The sequence below is a fragment of the Ruegeria sp. BHSC029 genome (assembly GCF_059613085.1).
In genome coordinates this window covers 635,489-655,426 of sequence record NZ_JBXWRU010000001.1, presented here as the reverse complement: position 1 = coordinate 655,426, position 19,938 = coordinate 635,489, and the positions used below count along the sequence as shown (strand labels likewise).

At 61.8% G+C, this 19,938-nt stretch carries 20 protein-coding genes and 1 tRNA gene; 13 read left to right on the top strand and 8 right to left on the bottom strand.

The features are described from left to right. Positions 1 to 461: 461 nt before the first annotated feature. The gene (locus AC2FML_RS03185; protein ID WP_093962168.1) at positions 462 to 707 is read left to right on the top strand and encodes an EF-hand domain-containing protein; all 246 of its coding nucleotides are present in this window, start codon (positions 462 to 464) and stop codon (positions 705 to 707) included. Positions 708 to 758: 51 nt separating this feature from the next. Here AC2FML_RS03185 and AC2FML_RS03180 read toward each other — a convergent pair whose 3' ends face one another. Beyond that, positions 759 to 2,303, bottom strand: coding sequence for a trimethylamine methyltransferase family protein (locus AC2FML_RS03180; protein WP_496781936.1), 1,545 nt, complete (start codon positions 2,301 to 2,303; stop codon positions 759 to 761). 415 nt (positions 2,304 to 2,718) lie between these two features. Here AC2FML_RS03180 and AC2FML_RS03175 point away from each other — a divergent pair, with 415 nt between their 5' ends. Beyond that, positions 2,719 to 3,237: an outer membrane protein gene (locus AC2FML_RS03175; RefSeq protein WP_496781935.1), complete on the top strand. Its 519-nt coding sequence runs from the start codon at positions 2,719 to 2,721 to the stop codon at positions 3,235 to 3,237. A gap of 16 nt (positions 3,238 to 3,253) precedes the next feature. Here AC2FML_RS03175 and AC2FML_RS03170 read toward each other — a convergent pair whose 3' ends face one another. Further along, on the bottom strand, positions 3,254 to 4,441 hold the full coding sequence (locus tag AC2FML_RS03170) for a pyridoxal phosphate-dependent aminotransferase (RefSeq protein WP_170511015.1): 1,188 nt from the start codon (positions 4,439 to 4,441) through the stop codon (positions 3,254 to 3,256). A gap of 265 nt (positions 4,442 to 4,706) precedes the next feature. Here AC2FML_RS03170 and cysS point away from each other — a divergent pair, with 265 nt between their 5' ends. Genes cysS through AC2FML_RS03155 form a run of 3 tightly spaced genes read left to right on the top strand, consistent with a single transcriptional unit; the run spans position 4,707 to position 8,517 of the window. Then, entirely contained in the window at positions 4,707 to 6,107 is a 1,401-nt protein-coding gene (gene cysS, locus AC2FML_RS03165) for a cysteine--tRNA ligase (protein ID WP_496781933.1), read from the top strand. Further along, the gene (gene cimA / locus AC2FML_RS03160; RefSeq protein WP_496781931.1) at positions 6,104 to 7,738 is read left to right on the top strand and encodes a citramalate synthase; all 1,635 of its coding nucleotides are present in this window, start codon (positions 6,104 to 6,106) and stop codon (positions 7,736 to 7,738) included. Before cysS ends, cimA begins: the two co-directional genes overlap by 4 nt. A gap of 2 nt (positions 7,739 to 7,740) precedes the next feature. Continuing rightward, positions 7,741 to 8,517: a squalene/phytoene synthase family protein gene (locus tag AC2FML_RS03155; RefSeq protein WP_496782013.1), complete on the top strand. Its 777-nt coding sequence runs from the start codon at positions 7,741 to 7,743 to the stop codon at positions 8,515 to 8,517. Here the strand turns inward: AC2FML_RS03155 and AC2FML_RS03150 are convergent, their stop codons facing one another. Continuing rightward, complete coding sequence (locus tag AC2FML_RS03150) at positions 8,518 to 9,744, bottom strand: MFS transporter (protein WP_496781929.1); 1,227 nt, start codon at positions 9,742 to 9,744, stop codon at positions 8,518 to 8,520. It abuts the gene before it with no gap. Between the two features lie 97 nt (positions 9,745 to 9,841). On the opposite strand from AC2FML_RS03150, the gene AC2FML_RS03145 reads away from it, so the two are divergent. Then, positions 9,842 to 10,474 carry a DNA-3-methyladenine glycosylase family protein gene (locus tag AC2FML_RS03145; RefSeq protein ID WP_170359113.1) on the top strand — a complete coding sequence of 211 codons (633 nt, stop codon included), beginning with the start codon at positions 9,842 to 9,844 and terminating at the stop codon, positions 10,472 to 10,474. Beyond that, positions 10,471 to 11,136, top strand: coding sequence for an alpha/beta hydrolase (locus AC2FML_RS03140; protein WP_170338468.1), 666 nt, complete (start codon positions 10,471 to 10,473; stop codon positions 11,134 to 11,136). The genes AC2FML_RS03145 and AC2FML_RS03140 overlap by 4 nt, the downstream gene beginning before the upstream one ends. Before the next feature lie 10 nt (positions 11,137 to 11,146). Here AC2FML_RS03140 and AC2FML_RS03135 read toward each other — a convergent pair whose 3' ends face one another. Continuing rightward, on the bottom strand, positions 11,147 to 11,572 hold the full coding sequence (locus AC2FML_RS03135) for a VOC family protein (protein ID WP_170437622.1): 426 nt from the start codon (positions 11,570 to 11,572) through the stop codon (positions 11,147 to 11,149). 31 nt (positions 11,573 to 11,603) lie between these two features. Beyond that, on the bottom strand, positions 11,604 to 12,209 hold the full coding sequence (locus AC2FML_RS03130; RefSeq protein ID WP_496782012.1) for a pseudouridine synthase: 606 nt from the start codon (positions 12,207 to 12,209) through the stop codon (positions 11,604 to 11,606). Between the two features lie 213 nt (positions 12,210 to 12,422). Between AC2FML_RS03130 and AC2FML_RS03125 the strand changes: the two genes are divergently transcribed. Then, positions 12,423 to 13,007 carry an HNH endonuclease gene (locus AC2FML_RS03125; RefSeq protein ID WP_170359119.1) on the top strand — a complete coding sequence of 195 codons (585 nt, stop codon included), beginning with the start codon at positions 12,423 to 12,425 and terminating at the stop codon, positions 13,005 to 13,007. Positions 13,008 to 13,012: 5 nt separating this feature from the next. On the opposite strand, the gene AC2FML_RS03120 is transcribed toward AC2FML_RS03125, so the two are convergent. Next, positions 13,013 to 13,477: a disulfide bond formation protein B gene (locus tag AC2FML_RS03120; protein ID WP_496781927.1), complete on the bottom strand. Its 465-nt coding sequence runs from the start codon at positions 13,475 to 13,477 to the stop codon at positions 13,013 to 13,015. Next, on the bottom strand, positions 13,474 to 14,052 hold the full coding sequence (locus AC2FML_RS03115) for a YqaA family protein (RefSeq protein ID WP_093962156.1): 579 nt from the start codon (positions 14,050 to 14,052) through the stop codon (positions 13,474 to 13,476). Before AC2FML_RS03115 ends, AC2FML_RS03120 begins: the two co-directional genes overlap by 4 nt. Positions 14,053 to 14,195: 143 nt before the next feature. Here AC2FML_RS03115 and AC2FML_RS03110 point away from each other — a divergent pair. The 5 genes from AC2FML_RS03110 to AC2FML_RS03090 all read left to right on the top strand — a co-directional run bounded on the left by AC2FML_RS03110 (position 14,196) and on the right by AC2FML_RS03090 (position 18,748). Next, positions 14,196 to 14,281 (top strand) — tRNA-Leu (locus AC2FML_RS03110). Positions 14,282 to 14,854: 573 nt separating this feature from the next. After that, the gene (locus AC2FML_RS03105; protein ID WP_496781925.1) at positions 14,855 to 16,273 is read left to right on the top strand and encodes a UbiA family prenyltransferase; all 1,419 of its coding nucleotides are present in this window, start codon (positions 14,855 to 14,857) and stop codon (positions 16,271 to 16,273) included. A gap of 11 nt (positions 16,274 to 16,284) precedes the next feature. After that, positions 16,285 to 16,692, top strand: a complete 408-nt coding sequence (locus tag AC2FML_RS03100) for a GtrA family protein (protein WP_254437550.1) — start codon at positions 16,285 to 16,287, stop codon at positions 16,690 to 16,692. Beyond that, positions 16,689 to 18,014 (top strand): FAD-binding oxidoreductase, encoded by a 1,326-nt coding sequence (locus AC2FML_RS03095; RefSeq protein ID WP_496781923.1) that lies wholly within the window; start codon positions 16,689 to 16,691, stop codon positions 18,012 to 18,014. Before AC2FML_RS03100 ends, AC2FML_RS03095 begins: the two co-directional genes overlap by 4 nt. A gap of 2 nt (positions 18,015 to 18,016) precedes the next feature. Then, positions 18,017 to 18,748, top strand: a complete 732-nt coding sequence (locus tag AC2FML_RS03090) for an SDR family oxidoreductase (protein WP_496781922.1) — start codon at positions 18,017 to 18,019, stop codon at positions 18,746 to 18,748. A gap of 23 nt (positions 18,749 to 18,771) precedes the next feature. On the opposite strand, the gene AC2FML_RS03085 is transcribed toward AC2FML_RS03090, so the two are convergent. Then, positions 18,772 to 19,842, bottom strand: coding sequence for a hypothetical protein (locus AC2FML_RS03085; RefSeq protein WP_496781920.1), 1,071 nt, complete (start codon positions 19,840 to 19,842; stop codon positions 18,772 to 18,774). Between the last annotated feature and the right edge of the window lie 96 nt (positions 19,843 to 19,938).

Genomic DNA, 19,938 nt, shown 5'->3' with positions numbered 1-19,938 from the left:
GGGCGTTGAGACTTACCCTAGGTCGCCTTGGTCCACTCGGCCGGCATGCCCGTGCTGGCCGGGAACAGGGTGGGGCGGAATATCGGTCCTTCCCACTCTCTCACGGGGCGGGTGCGCTCGTCCCATGTGCAGTCCAGGCCGCAGGCAAAAAAATACCGGGCGGTCAACGAATTGAGCCTGGACAGCAAAACTGACAGGGGGCTTCGGCCCCCTTTCTTTTTTCGACTCGGTCGGGCTGAGCGGCAGATTGCCGGGAACGGGGGTACGGATGAGGGAAGTTGTGCCGATGCGCCAGCGGGCGGCTTGGCACAGCGAAAGCTTGCGACTCCAAATGGCCCAAACGGGCAGGGATTGGCGCGAATTGCGGAAAAATCTCTGCGGCCGATGACAGTGCGGCTGAGCAGGTGTTTTGTGTGCCTGTCCGGACAGACTACCACAAACCCCCTATCAGGAGACTGACAATGAACTCTCAGAAACTGGCCGTTCTGGCCGCAGTTGCCCTCGGGTTCCCTGCGCTTGCATTCGCGCAGAGCTCGGCTGACGCAAATGGCGACGGCGTTCTGACCATCGAAGAGGTTCAGGCCGTTGTGCCCGACATGGATGCCGATGCGTTCTCGCTTTTGGACGCGAATGGTGACGGCGCTCTGGATGAGGCCGAAATCGCAGCCGCGCAAGAAGCCGGTCTGCTGCCGCCCAGCAACGGTTAACAGCTTGAAAAACGAGGCAGCCCAGAGCGATCTGGGCTGCTTTTCAATTGGTTATGCAGGCAAGTGAATGTTGAACCTGCTTCTGAGTTCCGCATCCAGCGCCGGATCGAAACGCGCCGGAGACGGAGCGCCAAGGATCTCTTCTTTGCGCGCGGTGGCCTTTTCGACCAGGTCCGGCTTGCCCAGCTCGGCCCATTCCTTGGGCGAGGTCCGGTCGCCAAGCGCTGGATAGACATAGTCGGCCTGCATCCGGCTGAGTGTTGCGTCGGTTCCCAGGTAGTGACCCGGGCCACCGAGACAGACCGACGCGATCTGGTCCAGCGCCAGCGTGTCGTCCGTGACCTCGATCCCACGAACGCATCGCAGGGCCTGACCGATCAGATCGTCACCAAGGATCAGGCTTTCAAAGCAGAAACCCAGCAGCGAAGCGTGCATGCCGGCTGCTTCGTAGACCATGTTCAGGCCGGACAGCCCGGCCATGACGTTGGAACACATCTGCTCCCATCCGGCTTGCATGTCGGGCAGTTTGGAGTCCGAAGCACCGGCTGCAGCGCCGCCGGGCAGGTCGTAGAATTTGTGCATCTGGGCGCAGCCTGCCGTCAGCAGGGCCTGCTCGCCGGACCCGACGCTCATCGCACCGGTCCTGAGGTCAAGACCAAAGGGCCAAGTGCCAAAAACCGCCGGAGCGCCTGGGCTTACGGCGTTTACATAAACCAGACCTGCCAGGCATTCCGCCGTAGCCTGGACAATCGCACCGGCCACCGTTGACGGGGCCGTGGCACCCGCCATCCCAGCGGATAGCAACAGGACCGGCATCCCCGCCTTGATGCATTCTTCCATCACCTGGCAGCTCTCGGTCGCGAATTTCATCGGAGGCACGACAAAGCAGTTCGAGTTCGAGACGAAGGGCCGTTCACGCCATTTATCCTCGCCGCCAGCGATCATATGCAGCATTTCCATGGCCGGAGCTACATAGCTGGGGTCTGTGAAGGATGTTCCGACATGCTTGTAAGTCCCAGAACAACAAGCATAAATCGTGTTCAGGTCCATCTCGCGGTTGTCGGTGATGTCACGGCAGACCATGGGGCGCTGCACGAAATGGATATTGTCCAGTTGTTCGCAAATCCGCGCGGCATCGTGCAAGTCCTGCACGGTTGAGTCGCGGTAGTTGCGGCCTTGGGCGTCGACCATGCTGACGGCTGCACCGGCGGTTCCATAATGAACGCGTCCGCCGGACAGTTCGAGATCGGTTTTGCCGTCGCGGCTGTACAGCGTTACCGAGCGGTTGGCGCGGGCGATCGTGTCCTCGACCAGCGCCCGGGGAAAACGGATGCGTCCGTCATCGCCCAGCGTACAGCCGGCATTGACCAGGTAATCGATCCCGCTGGGTGGCGCGTCGGCCAGACCGATGGTTTCGAGCGCATCGAGAGCGGCGGAGTGAATACGCTCCATGTCCTGTTGGCTGAGCGGTTTGTAGGTGCCGCCCTCAAGCCCCGGGCGGACGGGGCGTAGATGTTCGGGCAGGGCCGCGGCACGGGCGGCCCGTCGGGCGGCGCGGCCGCCACTGCGGGACGTTGAGCGGGAGTGGTCGTTCATGGTGAGGATTCCAAATTGAAAGTCAGGTCAAAAGGGGGAAGCTTCAACCCGTCACGGCCGTCCTCGTGCCGCACGCCCCCGATCGGCACCGATGGTGCGGCTGATCAGGCAGATCTTCCAGATATCGTTTGGCATGTGGTCCTCAACTCCTGCGACGAATGGTGTCAGGGTCCGCGCAAGCAATCTGTCCTGTTTGCGACCGATGTCGCTTTTGGCCCCGAAAATTTGAAACTTCGATGAACGCCGCAGGAAATCCTCACGCAAAGGGCGAAATATGTTATGCTTCCATTACTTATTGTTAAGATTTGCGTGACTTGAATTGATCTGACGGCACCAAAGCACGTGTTTAATTGAGGTGCACATCACCGCATCTGTTGCAATCGCAAAGGGTGCTGAACAAAAACCGGAGGTCTGCATGAAACTGATCCGCGCCTTGCTGTCGGTCCTGCTGATTCCAGCGGCGCAGGTGGCGTTGGCCGAGGATTGGACCGGGCCTTATGCAGGGTTCACCTTCGGTTATGCCGACGCGGACGGCCCCGGCGGCAGTGGAAGCAATTCGGGCAGCATCGGCGCGAATATCGGATACGATCTGGATCTTGGCAGCTTCGTCGTCGGGGGTGAGTTGGAATATGACCGGCTGAACCTCGACCTGGGCGCTTCGGAGGGCAGTTTGGACAGCGTATCCCGCGTGAAACTGCGCGGCGGGTACGAGTTCGGGCGCGTTTTGGGCTACGTCGTGGTGGGTGCCGCGCGGGCGAATACTTCGGGCGACAGCGACACGGCGGCCGTCTACGGGATCGGCGTAGCCTATCCTCTGGGCGACCGGCTGATCATCAGTGGCGAAGCCTTGCGGCAGAATTTCAACGATGTCACGCGGTCGCGCGGCGATCTGGACACCAACACCTTCAATCTGCGCACGACCTTCCGGTTCTGAACAAAACCCGTCTCGGTCACTCGGCCGCCGTCTGGCTCGCCAACCGGGCGGCGAAATCGCATAGGGTCTGAAGGGCGGCGGCGAACCGGTCATCGTCAATGGTCATGGCCACGCGCACATGTCCAGCGGCGGCTTGGCCGAAGCTTTCTCCGGGCATGACCGCGATGGCGTGGGTGTCCAGCAGCGCATTGGCGAAGTCTTCGCCGCTTTGCCCCGTCGCGCGGATGTCCAGCATCAGATACATCGCGCCTTGAGCCGGGATCAGGCCCACCGTGTTCTGTCGGGCCAGAACCTGCATCGCCAGGGCGCGGCGGCGGCGGAAGGGGGCCGCGACCTCTTCCTCCAGTTCGTCCCCGGCGGTCAGCGCAAAGCTGGCAGCGTCCTGAATGAATCCCGGAACCCCGTAGGTGGTGTGCGTGGCGAGGTTGATCAAATGGTCGATGGCCTCTTCGGGGCCAACGATCCAGCCACAGCGCGACCCGGTCATGGCGTGGGATTTCGACATCGAGCCCACGACCAGGGTGCGGTCGGCCATACCGGGCAGGGCGCGGGGCGACAGGTGTGCGCCGTCCCAGACCTGCGTGTCATAGACCTCGTCCGAAATCAGCCAGATGTCGCGTTCGCGGCACAGATCGGCGATCTCGGTCAGGGTCTCGCGGGAATAGACGACCCCGGTCGGGTTGTTTGGCGTGTTGATCAGCAGCGAAGCGGCACCCTCGGCCTGTTCCGTGATCAAGGCTGCGTCGGGCTGAAAGGCATCCTCGGCCCGGGTCTGAACCGCGCGCGCGATCGCGCCGGCTCCGCGGATCGTGCCGGGATAGGTCGCGTAGAATGGATCGAGATAGAGACCCACATCGCCCGGGTCGCACGCTGCCATATGCGCGGCGAACAGTGCGGCTTGTCCGCCCGGGGTGATCAGCACGTTGTGGCGCGTGGTGGGAACGCCCGTGCGGGTCTGCACCCGCGCGGCTACGGTATCGCGCAGCAGATCCGTGCCCGGCACCATGGCGTATCCGGTATGGCCCGCGCGCGCCGACCGGTCCATCTCGGCCAGGATCGAGGGGTGGGTGCGGATGTCATGCTCGCCGATGGTCAGTTCGGTCACGGCTTGGCCTTCGGCAATCATGCGGCGCGCGCGATAGAACACGTCCCACCCGTCCGAACCGCCTCCGGTCAGATGCGTGATGCGGTGCGAAAGTTTCATGGCGCGCCTCCGTTGCAGCAAGTCCGCCGAATGGGTCAGAGCCGCGATGATTTGTCAATCAGCTTCCCCCGCCGGCAATAGAAGTCTTGGCGCGCGGGACCGGGCGTGTTATGCGATGGGCCATGAACCGGAAGACCTGCATCATTATCTGCTGCATTCCCTGCTGAACTTTCACGCGGGCCGGTTTCTTTCGTTTTCTTCCCTGAGACAAGTTGCTAAGCCCGCGTCAACGCGCACGCTATTGCTGTATCCAGGAGCCAGACGCATGACGACGATCAAACTGCACAACACGCGGACCCGGACGAAGGAAGATTTCGTTCCGATCGATCCCGACAACGTGCGGATGTATGTCTGTGGTCCCACCGTGTATGACCGGGCGCATCTGGGCAATGCACGGCCCGTGGTGGTGTTTGACGTGCTGTACCGTCTGCTGCGTCACGTCTACGGGCCCGCGCATGTGACCTATGTGCGCAACTTCACAGACGTCGATGACAAGATCAACGCGACGGCCCTGGCGCGCAAGCGGGCCGGGGCCGAAGGAACGCTCGAGCAGTTGGTGCAAGAGCGGTCGGACGAGACGATCGGCTGGTACCTGCATGACATGGGCGCGCTGGGGGCGCTGGAGCCCGACCAGATGCCGCGGGCCACGCGGTATATCGACCAGATGATCGCCATGATCGAGGACCTGATCGCCAAGGGGCACGCCTATGAGGCCGAGGGGCATGTTCTGTTCGCGGTGGACAGCTGGCGCGACGAGTATGGCAAGCTGTCGGGCCGGTCGGTCGATGACATGATCGCAGGCGCGCGGGTCGAGGTGGCGCCCTACAAGAAGAACGCGATGGATTTTGTGCTGTGGAAGCCCTCGGATGATGAACTGCCCGGTTGGGAGTCTCCTTGGGGCCGGGGGCGTCCGGGTTGGCATATAGAATGCTCGGCCATGAGCTATGAGTTGCTGGGCGAGAGTTTCGACATCCATGGTGGCGGCAATGACCTGATGTTCCCGCACCACGAAAACGAGATCGCCCAGAGCAAATGCGCCCATCCGCACGGCGAATTCGCGCGCTATTGGCTGCATAACGAGATGCTGCAGGTCGAGGGAAAGAAAATGTCCAAATCGCTGGGCAATTTCTTCACCGTGCATGACCTGCTGGATCAGGGCGTGCCGGGTGAGGTGATCCGGTTCGTCTTCCTGCAGACCCACTATCGCAAGCCGATGGACTGGACCGAGAAAAAGGCGCGCGAGGCTGAGGCCACGTTGCGCAAGTGGCGGGCGCTGACTGCGGGCATCGAACCCGCAGCCAGCGCGGCGCCCGCGGTGATCGAGGCGCTTGCCGATGACCTGAACACGGCGGGCGCCCTGGCCGAGCTGCATCGTCTGGCCTCGGACGGCGACGCCGCGACCTTGCTGGCCAGTGCGCGGGTCTTGGGCCTGTTGGAGCCTGATATGGGGGCCTGGGCCGAAACCGACGGCGTGGATCTGTCGGTCCATGCCGACCGGCTGGCCCGTGTTCGGGCCGAGGCGATGCAGACCAAGGATTTCTCGGAAGTGGATCGGTTGAAGGCCGTCTATCTGGCGGCTGGTCTGGAAGTGCGGATGAACAAGGACGGGGTCGAACTGGTGCCCGGCGCGGGTTTTGACGCCAGCAGGCTGGAGGGCGTGGAATGACCAAAAAGCGCCTGTACCTCTATGACACCACGCTGCGCGACGGGCAGCAGACGCAGGGCGTTCAGTTCTCGACCGCCGAAAAGGTCCAGATCGCGCAGGCGCTGGATGCTTTGGGGGTGGACTATATCGAAGGCGGCTGGCCCGGTGCGAACCCCACCGACAGCGCGTTTTTTGACGCCGCGCTCAAGACGCGCGCCTGCCTGACCGCCTTTGGCATGACCAAGCGGGCCGGGCGCTCGGCCGAGAATGACGACGTGCTGGCCGCCGTCATGAACGCCGGCACGCGGGCGGTCTGTCTGGTCGGAAAGTCGCATGACTATCACGTGACCGACGCGCTGGGGATCTCGCTGGAGGAAAATGTCGAGAACGTCCGCGCCTCGGTCGCGCATATCGTGGCGCAGGGGCGCGAGGCGTTGTTCGACGCCGAGCATTTCTTTGACGGCTACAAGGACAACCCCGCCTATGCCATGCGGGTCTGCCAGGCTGCGCTGGAGGCCGGTGCCCGCTGGGTGGTGTTGTGCGACACCAATGGCGGCGCGCTGCCGGCCGAAGTGGGGCGGATCGTGTCCGAGCTGATCGCGGCGGGTTTTCCCGGCGACCGGCTGGGCATCCACACCCACAACGACACCGAAAATGCCGTGGCCTGTTCTCTGGCGGCCGTGGATGCCGGCGCACGCCAGATCCAAGGCACATTGAACGGGCTGGGTGAGCGGTGCGGCAACGCCAACCTGACCGCCCTGATCCCGACGCTTCTGTTGAAGGAACCCTATGCCTCGGCCTTCGAGATCGGGGTCAGCCGCGATGCGCTGACCGGTCTGACCCGCATCAGCCGCATGCTGGACGACATCCTGAACCGGGTGCCCAGCAAACAGGCGGCCTATGTCGGGGCGTCGGCCTTTGCGCACAAGGCGGGGCTGCATGCCAGTGCGATCCTCAAGGACCCTTCGACCTATGAACATGTCGATCCGGCCACCGTGGGCAATGCGCGGATCATTCCGATGTCGAACCAGGCCGGCCAGTCGAACCTGCGCAAACGCCTGACCGAGGCCGGGTTGCAGGTGGAGCCGGGCGACCCGGCGTTGGGGCGCATCCTTGAACGGATCAAGGCGCGCGAGGCCGAGGGGTATTCCTATGACACAGCGCAGGCCAGTTTCGAGCTGTTGGCCCGCGATGAACTGGGCCAGCTGCCGCAATTCTTCGAGGTCAAGCGCTACAAGGTCACGGTCGAGCGGCGCAAGAACAAGTACAACCAGATGGTCAGCCTGTCCGAGGCGGTCGTCGTGGTGAAGGTGGACGGTGAGAAGAAGTTGTCGGTCAGTGAGTCGATGGACGAGAGCGGCAGCGACCGTGGCCCGGTGAACGCGCTGGCCAAGGCGCTGGCCAAGGATCTGGGGCAGTACTCGCCCATCCTGGACGATATGCACCTGGTGGACTTCAAGGTGCGCATCACCCAAGGCGGGACCGAGGCGGTGACCCGCGTCATCATTGACAGCGAAGACGGGCAGGGGCGGCGCTGGTCCACGGTAGGGGTCAGCGCGAACATCGTTGACGCCTCGTTCGAGGCTCTGCTGGAGGCCATCCAGTGGAAGCTGGTGCGCGATTGCAGCCCGCAATCGGTGGTGGCCGGGTGAGCGTGCCCTTCGAAGACGACGTCAAGGCCTGCGCGGCGCTGGTCCACCGGGCCGACCCTGATCGGTTCATGGCCGCGATGGCGGCGCCGGTTCAGGCGCGGGCCGTGCTGTTTCCGATCTATGCGATGAATATCGAGGTCGCCCGCGCGCCGTGGGTCACCCAAGAGCCGATGATCGCGGAAATGCGCCTGCAATGGTGGCGCGACGCGCTGCAGGAGATCGCCGAAGGACCCTCCGTGCGGCGGCACGAGGTGGTCACGCCCCTGTCGCGCGTCCTGTCCCCGCATCTGGCGGCGATGCTGGATGAATATGTGGCCGTAAGGCGTTGGGATATCTACCGGGATCCGTTCGAGGATGAGGAACACTTCGAGGCCTACCTGACCCACAGCGCCGGGTCGCTGATGGTCGCCTCGGCGCAAGCCCTGGGTGCCGCCGACGAAACGGTCCTGCGCGATTTTGGCTACGCGGTCGGTGTGGCGAACTGGTTTCGCGCCATCCCCGAGCTTGAAGCCCGCGGGCGCGTCCCCCTGTTGGATGGGACACCGGACGGGGTGCGCCAATTGGCCGAGCGCGCGCTGGACCGGATGGCCGCGGCCCGGGCGCGTCGCGCCGATGTTTCGGATCAGGCGCGCCCTGCGCTTTATGGCGGCTGGCAGGCAGACCGCGTCCTGCGTCATGTGCTGGCTGAGCCCGGTCGGGTCGCTGCTGGTGCGCTGAACGTGGGCGAGATCCGACGGCGCGTGTCACTGATCTGGACCGCGACCACCGGTCGGTGGTGATCAGGAGAGTTTGGCCTCGCGGGGTCTGAGCACCAGCCACAGCAGCGCGCCGCCCGCCAAAGTCAGCAACGGCACCATCGCCAGGTTGACGGCGGTCCATCCCTCGACCGGGGACCCGCCAGAACAGTTCATCAATCCGCCCGAGGCCAGCGACGCAATCGTCACGCCTCCGAACACCAGCAGGTCGTTCAGGCCCTGCACGCGGCCGCGTTCATGCACATCGTGCTCGGCCGCCAGCATGCTGGTGGCACCGATGAAGCCGAAGTTCCAGCCGATGCCAAGCAGCACGAGGGCCAGAAAGAAGTTCCCGATCTCAACGCCCTGCAGCGCGACGACACCCGCGCCGCCTAAAATCGCCAACCCGATGGCAACCATCTTCTCGGCCCCGAACCGGGCGATCAGATGGCCGGTGAAGAAACTGGGAACGTACATCGCCAAAACGTGGCTGGTGACCACATCCGCCGCATCACCTTCGGAGAAGCCACAGCCGACAACGGCCAGCGGCGTCGAAGTCATCACAAGGTTCATCAGCGCGTATGAGACCATGGCACAGATGATGGCCACGGCGATGCGCGGGGTTTTAAGCAGTTCGAGCCGCGACCGGCCTTTGGGTGCATCCTGCGATGGGCGGTCGGGTGTCGGTATGTCCAGAAACAGGAACAGGACCGAACCGATGACGTTCACCGCGATCACCGCGAAATAGGTGCCCAGGAACGGAATGACATAGGCCTGCGAGGTCAGTTTGACGACCTGCGGCCCGATGATGGCCGCAGCCAGACCGCCAGCCATGACGTAAGAGATCGCCTTGGGCCGGAATGCGTCCGACGCGGTATCGGCGGCGGCAAAGCGATAGAAGCCATGTGCGCTCATGTAGATGCCGGTCAGCAGGCTGCCGACAAGAAAGACGGGGAACGACCCTAGGTACAGGCCATAGGCTCCTACGGCGCCGCCCACCGCTCCGGCGGTTGCGCCGACGAGGAACCCGGCGCGGCGGCCCCAGCGCTGCATGATGGCCGAGACAGGCGTGGCCGCCAGCATCGACCCCAGAACGATCAGCGAAATCGGCAGCGTGGCGAGGCAGGCGTTGCTGGCCAGCGACTGGCCCGCCAATCCGCCGACGATGAAGATCATCGGCATCTGTGCGCCCAGAATCGCCTGCGCCGCCACCAGAACGGCAACGTTGCGCTTGGCGCGGGTATCGTCGGGGGCGGTGCTGGTCATCGTCATGCGCAAATGGGTATCGGCGAACCGGCGGACATACAAGCGGGTTGCATATGCGACAAAGCAGCCTAACCTGCGCCCCGAACCGCCACCCGGAGCAGCCATGACCGTTGGTCGAATTATCGAGACACCAGAATGCGTTGCGGAAGGGGCCGAGTGGCTGTCTGACGCCTGTCCGCGCATGGCGCACGCGATCGAACTGACCCGCCCGCTGCCCCTGCGCCGCCGGCCCGACGGCTTCGCGCAACTGCTCAGCGCCATCGTCAGCCAGCAGGTCAGCGTGGCCTCGGCCAACGCGATTTGGGGGCGGATGCAGCAGGCCGGCCTGACCGGGCCGCGCAAGATCAAATGGGCCACCGATGATGAGCTGCGCGCCGTGGGGCTGAGCCGCCAGAAGATCCGCTATGCCCGTGCGCTGGCCGATGCGCGGATCGACTACAAGGCCCTGCGCCAGGCACCCGATGACGTGGTCATTGCGACCCTGACGCAAGTGCCGGGCATCGGGGTCTGGACGGCCGAGATCTATGCCATGTTCTCGCTGGGGCGGGCGGATGTGATCGCGCCCGGCGATCTGGCCCTGCAGGAGGCCGCACGGATGCTGTACGGCCTGCCGGATCGGCCGACCGACAAGGCGCTGCGGCAAATGGCCGAGGCGTGGTCGCCGTGGCGGTCGGTTGCAGCCCGGGTTCTGTGGGCCTATTACCGCGTGGCCAAGGATAGGGAAGGGATCAGATGACACGGGTTTTGAACGCGCTCCGCAAAGAGCCGGTTTCGGGCGACACGCGCTCGGTCGTGGTGTTCGTGCACGGCTATGGCGCCAACGGGGCCGATCTGCTGGGGCTTGCGGACGTTCTGGGCGAACACCTGCCCGACACGCTGTTCGTGGCCCCCGACGCGCCCGAGCAGATCCCCGGCATGCCCAACGGGTATCAGTGGTTTCCGATCCCGTGGATCGACGGCTCGTCCGAGGAAGAGGCTCGGCGCGGCATGGAAATGGCGGTCGAGGATTTCAACGCCTTTCTCGATGCCCTGATGGTGGACGAGGACGTGCTGCCCGAGCAGGTGGTGCTGTTCGGCTTTTCCCAGGGCAGCATGATGAGCCTGCACGTGGCCCCGCGCCGCGAAGACCCGGTGGCCGGCGTGATCGCGTTTTCGGGCCGCCTGCTGGAGCCGGACCTGCTGGCCGACGAGGTGGTCAGCCGGATGCCTGTACTGCTGGTTCATGGAGATGCCGATGACGTGGTGCCGCCGCAATCGCTGCCCGAGGCCGCCGAGGCCCTGCAGCGCGCAGGCTTCAAGGAGGTCTTTGCTCATGTCATGAAGGGCACCGGCCACGGTATCGCGCCCGACGGGCTGGGCGTCGCCTTGGCCTTCATGCGCGACAAGCTGAGCCTGTGACGCGGCAGGGTCACCCCCACAGGTGACCCTCGGCAAACTCCACCGAATTTCCGGCCGGGTCGCGCACATAGAGCGATCGTGCCCCGTTGGGCCAGTCAAACTCGGCCTCGACCGGGACGTTCCAGTTCAGCAGATGCTTGCGCATCGACGCGATCTGGTCGCGCGTCAGGATCAGGCACACATGCCCCGGACCGCGTGCGCCATGCGGCGGCACCGGCAGGTCAGGGTTGGTCGTGGGCTGTTTCGTCTGGTCCGGGTTGAACAACAGCAACACCGAGGCGCCGACCCGAAAGAACACATGCCGACCTTTGACGCGCTGAATGCGTTCCAAGCCCAGAACCTCGCCATAGAACCGTTCGGCGGCGTCCAGATCATCGACATACAGCGCGGCCTCGAGAATGCCCGAAGGCGACGGGATTCCGGCTGCTACTTTCATGGAAATATGATAGAGGAAATCGCCGAAAAAGTCACCGCCGCGGACGCCGGTCCCGCTTGCGTTGGGGGGCGGTTTCCAGAATGGGCATCGGCAGGCTGTCCCAGCTGCCGGGTGCGAGATCGTCCAGTGTCCAGTCTCCGATCTGGGCGCGGATCAGGCGCAGGGTGGGGTGGCCCACGGCGGCCGTCATGCGGCGCACCTGCCGGTTGCGCCCCTCGCGCAGGGTCAGTTCCAGCCAGCAATCCGACACCGTCTTGCGTTCGCGGATTGGGGGCGTGCGTGGCCACAGACCCTCGGGTTCGTCGATCAGCCGCGCCTTGGCTGGGCGGGTCATGCCGTCATTCAACTCGACCCCGTCGCGCAGGGCCCGAATGGCAGCCGCATCCGGGATGCCCTCGACCTGGACCCAATAGGTTTTGGGCATTTTGTGCTTGGGATCCGAGATCTGGGATTGCAGCCGCCCATTGTCGGTCAACAGCATCAGCCCCTCGCTGTCACGGTCCAGCCGCCCGGCCGGATAGACCCCCGGCAGGTCGATGAAATCCGACAGGGTGCTGCGGGGCGAGTCGGCATTTTGCCGGTCGGTGAACTGCGGCAGCACGTCAAAGGGTTTGTTGAAGCGGATGAACCATGACATGAGCTCCGCCATACTCTCAGTTCCGGACCTGCGCAAGCTGTGGATAACTGTCACGTGATTGTTACGGATTCAGAATAGTCCGTTACCGAGATGTTGTGGAAAAACAGGACTTGTCAGAGTTTTAACACGATATATAGTTAAGTTAAGACCGGGGCGGGTGCTCCCCGCTCTGGTGTCCCATACAGGCAGCCGAGAGCGAGGAGCGATTCAGCCATGGACGGAGATTTCAGGACCGAATTTGTCAGGGAGCCAGGTGCCCTCAAGCACCATCCGGCATTGGTTTTGAACGCCGATTACCGCCCGCTTTCCTACTATCCGCTGTCGCTGTGGCCCTGGCAGGAGGCGATAAAGGCCGCCTGGCTGGACCGGGTCGATATCGTCGCCGAGTATGACGAAGTGGTCCGCAGCCCGAGTACGGTGATCCGAATACCGTCGGTGGTTGTCCTGAAAGACTATGTGAAACCCAGAAAGCGCGTGGCCTTCACGCGCTTTAATTTATTTCTTAGGGATGAATTCCGCTGCCAGTACTGCGGCAGCCGGGGCGAACTGACTTTCGACCATGTCGTGCCGCGTGCAGCAGGGGGTGTCACAAGTTGGCAGAACGTGGTGGCCGCCTGCAGTCCATGCAATCTGCGCAAGGGGTCGAAATCGCTGCGTCAGGCGGGGATGAGCCTGCGCAAGCCGCCTCGGCAGCCTGACGCCAGTATGCTGCAGAATATCGGACGGAAATTTCCGCCGAACCACCTGCACGAAAGCTGGATCGACTTTCTGTACTGGGACGCGGAACTGGACGCCTAATAGGGTCAGCGCGCGCGCCAGGCGGCCAGCCACACCAGAACCAGACCTGCGGACAGCAGTGCGTTCCACCCAGCCATGGACAGCCCGAACATTTCCCACGGGATATCATCGCACCGTACCAACGGGGCGGCCATGATCTGCTCCATCAACTCCTCGGCGGACAGGCCGCTGATACTGCCCGATGTGCAACTGGACGGGCCTTCCCACAGGCCGCGCTCGACCCCGGCGTGATAGACGCCGATGCCGGACGTGGTGGCGGCAGCGGCTGCGCCGAGGAGGGGCAGCAGGCGCACGCCCGGAAATGCAAAAGCCAGCACGCCGAGCAACACAGCCGCACCATGCGGGTAGCGTTGCCAGATGCACAATTTGCACGGGGCCATGCCGCCCAGATACTGGAACCCCCAAGCCGCAAGAAGCAAAGCTGCAGACCCACCCGCGGCCAGCAAAATGAGTGTCCGTTTCCGCGTCATATGTATTTCACCACCAGAAATCCGCCGATCAGAAGAATGATGAACAAGGTGAACATCAGCCCAAGCCGCTTTTCGATGAAGTCCCGGATCGGCTCGCCAAAGCCCCAAAGCAACCCGGCGACGATGTAGAACCGCAGAGCGCGGGCGAGAATAGAAGTGGCGATGAACGTTCCCAGCGGCATTCCCGTCCAGCCGGACATGATCGTGATGACTTTGTACGGGAAAGGCGTGACACCGGCGGTCAGAACGGCCCAGAACCCGAAATCGTTGAACCGCTGGTTGAATTCCTGCATCGCGTGACCCTTGCCCATCGCTTCGAGGATGGGTTGTCCGATGCTGTCGTAGAAGAACGCGCCGATTGCGTATCCCAAAAGGCCGCCCAGGACCGAAAACACCAGTGCAACGGTGGCAATCAGCCATGCCCGCGATGGGCGCGCCAGAATCATAGGGATCATCAGCACGTCGGGTGGAATCGGAAAGACCGAGCTTTCGATGAATGCCACAAATGCCAACACCCACAGGGCGTGTGGGTGGTCGGCCAGTCGGATCGTCCGATCATAAAGCGATTGCAGCATCAGCACGTGTTCCCAAGCTTTGTCATGACGAGGCAAACCACGCGTCCGACGGGGCGTCAACCGATCTGTCCCGGGCTGATCGTCGATTGACCGATTTTTGCCTCTGGACCTTCGGCAAGATGGGCGGTAATTCAATGCGCGTGGCCCAAGTGGCGGAATGGTAGACGCAGGGGATTCAAAATCCCCCGCCTTCACGGGCGTGAGAGTTCGAGTCTCTCCTTGGGCACCACCACCGCACCCGTTTTGGTATAGTGTTCAGGGCATTTGCTCTGTCAATTGTGGCGTGTGCGGTTGACTGCGACTCGGGCATCCAGCCTCGAATTGGGCGACGAAACTGTACGCGGACTAGCGGGATCTGGACCGTCTTCGATGCAATATCGGGCGCGGCGGTAGAGTTTCCAGATCGTCAACTATAGCTACAACAAGGGTCGTCTGTGTCTCCGCTGCACGGTGTCTCTGGCAGCGTATCCGCGCGTGTCTGGGCGCTGAAGTGGGCGCATTCCAGAGTGACGTGATCCTTCAAGCTCGCGCAATATGAATACGGCCGCTTTGGGTGCAGAGCCGTCAAACACTTGAAAGAACGCGATTATGGTACAGCGTCACCGGGACAGGCCGTGACGCCATCATTTGGCCATAGAAATTGGTGAAACAAAGAGCCGTGACAGGCACTGACGTGATATCGAAGCAGGCTATGACGAGAAGGGTTGGCTGGCACGGCTGTGCAGTTGCCATGCCTTTTGAGCTTTGCAATAACGGACCTCATAGTTCCCCGTCCCGGGTAATGATTATAGTTGGTTGATTTATGTGCAAAATCCTTGTGGTAGATCTGGATGGCACTCTTTTGAAGAGTGACATGCTGTACGAAAGCTTTTGGTCGGCTTTCGGACGGAACTGGCGCAGCCCGTTTCACTCCGCCGCGGCTCTGTTGGGTGGACGCGCTTCATTGAAACGTTACCTGGCCGAAGAGGCCGAAATTGACGTCACCTCGTTGCCCTATGATCCCAAGGTGGTGGAATACGTCGAGAAATGGCGCGCTGATGGCGGCAAGACCGCTCTTGTGACGGCCTCGGATGAGGGCATTGCCCAAAGCATCGGAGCCCATCTGGGTATTTTCGACGAGGTTTATGGCTCCGACGGGTCGCTGAACCTGAAAGGTGAAAACAAAGCCGAGTTTCTGGACGAACGCTTTGGTCCGGGCGGATACGCCTATATGGGCGATTCCCACGCCGACCTTGCGGTGTGGCGAAGGGCCAATCTGGCGGTTTCCGTGAACGCGGGGCCGGGACTGGCGAAACAAGCGGAAGCGGTCGCACCCAAGGTCGAGCATCTGCACACACACGAAGTGACCGCCAAGGCCTATCTCAAGGCGTTGCGTCCGCATCAATGGATGAAGAACCTTCTGGTCTTTTTGCCGATGCTGGCGGCCCATCAACTGACGGGGCAGGTGTTTTGGTTGTCGTTGCTGGCTTTCATATCGTTCAACCTGATCGCATCCAGTGTCTATGTCCTGAATGACTTGCTGGACCTTGCAGCAGATCGGGCGCATCCGCGCAAACGCGCGCGGCCGTTTGCTTCGGGCAGCATTCCGATTTCGTCCGGAACGTGGATGGCTGCCGGTCTGCTGATTTCAGGCTCGGTCATTGCAGCCATGGTCGGGCTGGATTTTTTCCTGGTGATGGTGGCGTATTATGCGCTGACGACCGGGTATTCATTGTATCTAAAGCGCCAGTTGGTCATCGACATCTGTGTCTTGGCCGGCCTTTACACGACCCGGATCGTGGCGGGTGGAGCGGCAACAGGGTTGGAGCTTTCAGTCTGGCTCCTTGCATTTTCGATGTTTCTGTTCCTGTCGCTTGCGGCGGTCAAAAGGCAGGCCGAGTTGGTGGACTATGCGGCGCGCGGTAAATTGTCGGCAACCGGGCGCGGCTATCACGTGGATGACCTTCCGATTATCTCCATGATCGCCGTCAGCGCGGGTTATGTCGCCGTTTTGGTGATGGCACTCTATGTCAGCTCGCCGGCGGTGGTGCAGCTCTACTCCTACCCGCAAGCCCTATGGGGCGTGTGTGCGGTCCTGCTGTTCTGGATCACCCGGACCGTCATGATTACGCATCGTGGCAACATGCACGATGATCCCGTGATCTACGCGGCCAAGGACCCTGTCAGCCTGCTTTGCTTTGCCATAATTCTGCTGTTCGTTGTCGCGGGGTCAATGCTGTGACGGTTCAGGGGTTGATTCTGCGCTATTCCGCCTTTGCCATCGTGGCGATGACCTTGAACCTCGCTGCGCAGCGCGCAGTCCTGTCGCTTGGCGAGGGTGGCTGGTACTTCGCGGCTGCAGTGTTTGCGGGTACACTTGTCGGACTTGTGGTCAAATATACCCTCGACAAGCACTGGATTTTCTATGACCGGCAGACGGGACTGAAGGCCCACGGTCAGAAATTTTCGCTGTATACGGCGATGGGTGTGGTCACCACCGCAATTTTTTGGGGCACCGAGACGGCCTTTTGGGTGGTTTGGAAAACCGATCTAATGCGCGAGGTTGGCGCGGTTATCGGGCTGACGGTGGGTTACGTGATCAAGTACCATCTGGATAAGCGCTTCGTATTCAACACCGGCTCGGCGGAGGCGCGGGCATGAGGCTTTCCGGCTGGGGCAGGTACCCCGTTCTTGAGACCAGAGTGATCGCGCCGCGCAGCGTCGAAAGCCTTCGATCGGTCGTGCGGGAGGGACCCGATGTGATCGCGCGCGGCAATGGGCGCGCCTATGGGGACAGCGCAATTGGCCTCACGACAACCGTACACACCCGGCATCTGAACAGGATGGTCTCCTTCGACAACCAGACCGGAGTGCTGGTTGCCGAGGCGGGAGTTCTGCTGGGCGACGTGATCGCAGCGTTTCTGCCTCGGGGTTGGTTTCCGATCGTTACACCGGGCACCAAATTCGTCACGATCGGCGGTGCCATCGCCGCAGATGTTCATGGCAAGAACCACCACCGTGTCGGTAGTTTCCGCCATTGCGTCGAATGGGTTGAGGTCATGGGCGATGACGGGGAGATCACCCGATGCAGCCGCGCGTCGAACAGCGCATTGTTCGATCACACCTTGGGCGGCATGGGCCTTACCGGGATCATCGTGCGGGCGGCGGTTCGGTTGCAGCCGGTCGAGTCAGGTTGGATCAAGCAAAAGACCATAGCCGCACCCAGCCTTCAGGATGCGATGAATGCATTCGAGGCCGCACAGGATGCAACATACTCGGTCGCGTGGATCGACTGCTTGTCCACAGGCCGAAACCTGGGGCGGTCTCTGGTGATGCTGGGAGAACACGCTGCGGTCTCGGACCTGCCGGGGCGGTATGCCCGGCAACCCCTGATCTGCCCGACCAAGCGCAAAAAATCCGTTCCGATGGATCTGCCGTCGTTTGCCTTGAATCGCCATACGGTTCGGGCATTCAACGCCGGTTACTACTGGATGGGAGTTCGAAACGGCGACACCAAGCTGGTGAACTGGGATACGTTCTTTTATCCGCTGGACGCCATATTGGGATGGAACCGTATCTACGGTCGCAGCGGCTTTGCCCAGTTTCAATGCGCGTTGCCTATACATCGTTCACGCGCCGGCCTGACCGAGCTTTTGCAAGCCATCGCTGGCAAGGGCATGGGTTCGTTTTTGTCCGTGCTGAAACGGTTCGGCCCGCAGGACAGCCCGTTTTCCTTCCCCATGGAGGGATACACGCTGGCGCTAGATTTCCCGATTTCCGACAAAACTCTCATTCTCATGGACAAGCTGGATCGGATCACTCTGGAACATGGTGGACGGTTCTACCTGGCCAAAGACAGCAGGATGTCGGCCAATACTTTGAACAGTTCAGACGATCGCGTGACCCGATTCCGCGAGGCGCGCAACGTCAATGGTTGGCGGGACCGGTTCCGCTCGGCCCAGTCAGAAAGGCTTGAAATATGACAATGGAACCCGTTCTCGTTCTTGGTGCCCGGTCGGATATCGGCAAGGCCATCGCTCATGAGTTTGCCGAGCGGGGGCACCCGGTCCAGCTGGCCGCCCGGAATGCTGAGACGCTCGAGGCCGACAAGGCCGATATCGAACTGCGCTATGGTATAGGGGCAACCTTGCACGAGTTCGACGTTCTGGAAGCCAACAGCTTCGATGGGTTCATCGATGCGTTGCCTGAATTGCCGGGCATCGTCGTTTGCGTTGTCGGGTACATGGGCGAGCAGGCCGAGAACGAAAGGGACGCCGCCGCGGCTTATCTGGTGATGCGCAGCAACTTCGAAGGGCCGGCTCAGATCCTCGGAGCCTTTGCCAACCGGTTCGAAGAGCGCGGATCGGGCACGATCGTGGGTGTCAGTTCCGTGGCTGGTGATCGGGGCCGGGCGACCAACTATGTATACGGATCAGCCAAGGCCGGCCTGACCGCATTTCTGTCAGGGTTGCGCAACCGGCTCGCCAAGAAAGGTGTGCATGTCGTGACGGTTCTTCCGGGGTTCGTCGACACGCAGATGACCGAAGGAATGGACTTGCCCGAGCGTCTGACCGCGCAGCCGTCCGAGGTTGCAGCCGCAACGGCCCGGGCGGTCGAGCGCGGTCGGAACGTAATCTACGTCAAGCCGATTTGGCAATTGATCATGGCGATCATCCGAAACATCCCCGAGCCGGTGTTCAAGAAGCTCAGCATCTGACCTCGCGTTGCCGGGTGAACCGGTCACCCATTACCGTCTCTGGGCGTAGTCGCGCGCTGGCTTTCGCTGGCTGCGAGGGCCTGAATGCAGCCCACGACAAAAAACGGCATGAAATACGTGACCAGACGACCGATATTGAACTGTACGTTCAACATGGCGATGAGCGAGAAAAACGCCAGCAGCGCCAAAACGTCCGTCCGGCGCAGGACCTGATTTGCAGCCTGACCGGTTACGGCAATCCACCAGCAGGCGGTCAGAACCAACAACGGCCAGACATTCAGATACAGTCCTTTGACACTTGTGCTGCCTTTCAGCGTGGACAGCGCGCTGGTGATGAATTGCCCAACCTGTCTCTGATTGTCGTTCACGCCGGGAAACGGAAATGCGGTAATGACAACCAGAAATCCAACGAAAAGGCAGAACAGGGCGGCCGTGACCCTGGCCTCGTCGCTGCGCAAGGACATCATTGCCAATGCGCGCAGACCAAAGATCAGCAGCGTCACGATGATGATCTTTTCATTGATGAACGCGCCAAGAAACACGGTAAGAACAAACCACTTCCATTTCTTCTCGGCAGCCAACAAAAGGGCCACCGTCAATGGAAAGACCGATATGCCGTCATTGCCTTCCAGCGCCAGAAACTGCCCCAGAAACAGAACTGACGCGGCGCCGATGAATGCCCATTGCGCAGTGGTTCCAACACGCCGCAGCAAATAGGCGTAAACCAGAAGCGCCGTCAGGACCAGGTAGAAGACGTTGGCGGCACACATCGCGGCCAGAGCCTTGGCGTCGGCAACGCTGTCAGGAAGAAAGACTTCTCCTGACCCGGTAGACAGTGACACGAACGGCAGATTGTAGAACGGCAGCGCAAGTATGACCGAGCCTATGCGGTAAACATGCGGCGAAGGGGGAACGCGGCCACGCTCTTCATCCAGAAGATACAGCAGGTAGTGGGAATAGTCGTCGAAAGAGACCGCGCCGAAGTAAACGACGCGATATGTGTCGAAAAACATCTCTCCGGCGGCGACCGTAAAGACCAGCGCCAGAAACAAATGCCAGCGGAACTCGCTGATTGATGACGATTTGCTTTGCAAAGAAGAATAACCAATCACGCTGTGAACTCACACGAACAGGAAAAAAACAAATAACCGATTGTCAGAAAACAAAAAATCTTCGAACTCAGCGACCTG

Excerpts from the sequence above, each read along its gene's own strand:
- AC2FML_RS03185 (WP_093962168.1), top strand. The coding sequence starts at position 462 with ATGAACTCTCAGAAACTGGCCGTTCTGGCCGCAGTTGCCCTCGGGTTC.
- AC2FML_RS03180 (WP_496781936.1), bottom strand. The coding sequence starts at position 2,303 with ATGAACGACCACTCCCGCTCAACGTCCCGCAGTGGCGGCCGCGCCGCC.
- AC2FML_RS03175 (WP_496781935.1), top strand. The coding sequence starts at position 2,719 with ATGAAACTGATCCGCGCCTTGCTGTCGGTCCTGCTGATTCCAGCGGCG.
- AC2FML_RS03170 (WP_170511015.1), bottom strand. The coding sequence starts at position 4,441 with ATGAAACTTTCGCACCGCATCACGCATCTGACCGGAGGCGGTTCGGAC.
- cysS (WP_496781933.1), top strand. The coding sequence starts at position 4,707 with ATGACGACGATCAAACTGCACAACACGCGGACCCGGACGAAGGAAGAT.
- cimA (WP_496781931.1), top strand. The coding sequence starts at position 6,104 with ATGACCAAAAAGCGCCTGTACCTCTATGACACCACGCTGCGCGACGGG.
- AC2FML_RS03150 (WP_496781929.1), bottom strand. The coding sequence starts at position 9,744 with ATGACGATGACCAGCACCGCCCCCGACGATACCCGCGCCAAGCGCAAC.
- AC2FML_RS03145 (WP_170359113.1), top strand. The coding sequence starts at position 9,842 with ATGACCGTTGGTCGAATTATCGAGACACCAGAATGCGTTGCGGAAGGG.
- AC2FML_RS03140 (WP_170338468.1), top strand. The coding sequence starts at position 10,471 with ATGACACGGGTTTTGAACGCGCTCCGCAAAGAGCCGGTTTCGGGCGAC.
- AC2FML_RS03135 (WP_170437622.1), bottom strand. The coding sequence starts at position 11,572 with ATGAAAGTAGCAGCCGGAATCCCGTCGCCTTCGGGCATTCTCGAGGCC.
- AC2FML_RS03130 (WP_496782012.1), bottom strand. The coding sequence starts at position 12,209 with ATGTCATGGTTCATCCGCTTCAACAAACCCTTTGACGTGCTGCCGCAG.
- AC2FML_RS03125 (WP_170359119.1), top strand. The coding sequence starts at position 12,423 with ATGGACGGAGATTTCAGGACCGAATTTGTCAGGGAGCCAGGTGCCCTC.
- AC2FML_RS03120 (WP_496781927.1), bottom strand. The coding sequence starts at position 13,477 with ATGACGCGGAAACGGACACTCATTTTGCTGGCCGCGGGTGGGTCTGCA.
- AC2FML_RS03115 (WP_093962156.1), bottom strand. The coding sequence starts at position 14,052 with ATGCTGCAATCGCTTTATGATCGGACGATCCGACTGGCCGACCACCCA.
- AC2FML_RS03105 (WP_496781925.1), top strand. The coding sequence starts at position 14,855 with ATGTGCAAAATCCTTGTGGTAGATCTGGATGGCACTCTTTTGAAGAGT.
- AC2FML_RS03095 (WP_496781923.1), top strand. The coding sequence starts at position 16,689 with ATGAGGCTTTCCGGCTGGGGCAGGTACCCCGTTCTTGAGACCAGAGTG.
- AC2FML_RS03090 (WP_496781922.1), top strand. The coding sequence starts at position 18,017 with ATGGAACCCGTTCTCGTTCTTGGTGCCCGGTCGGATATCGGCAAGGCC.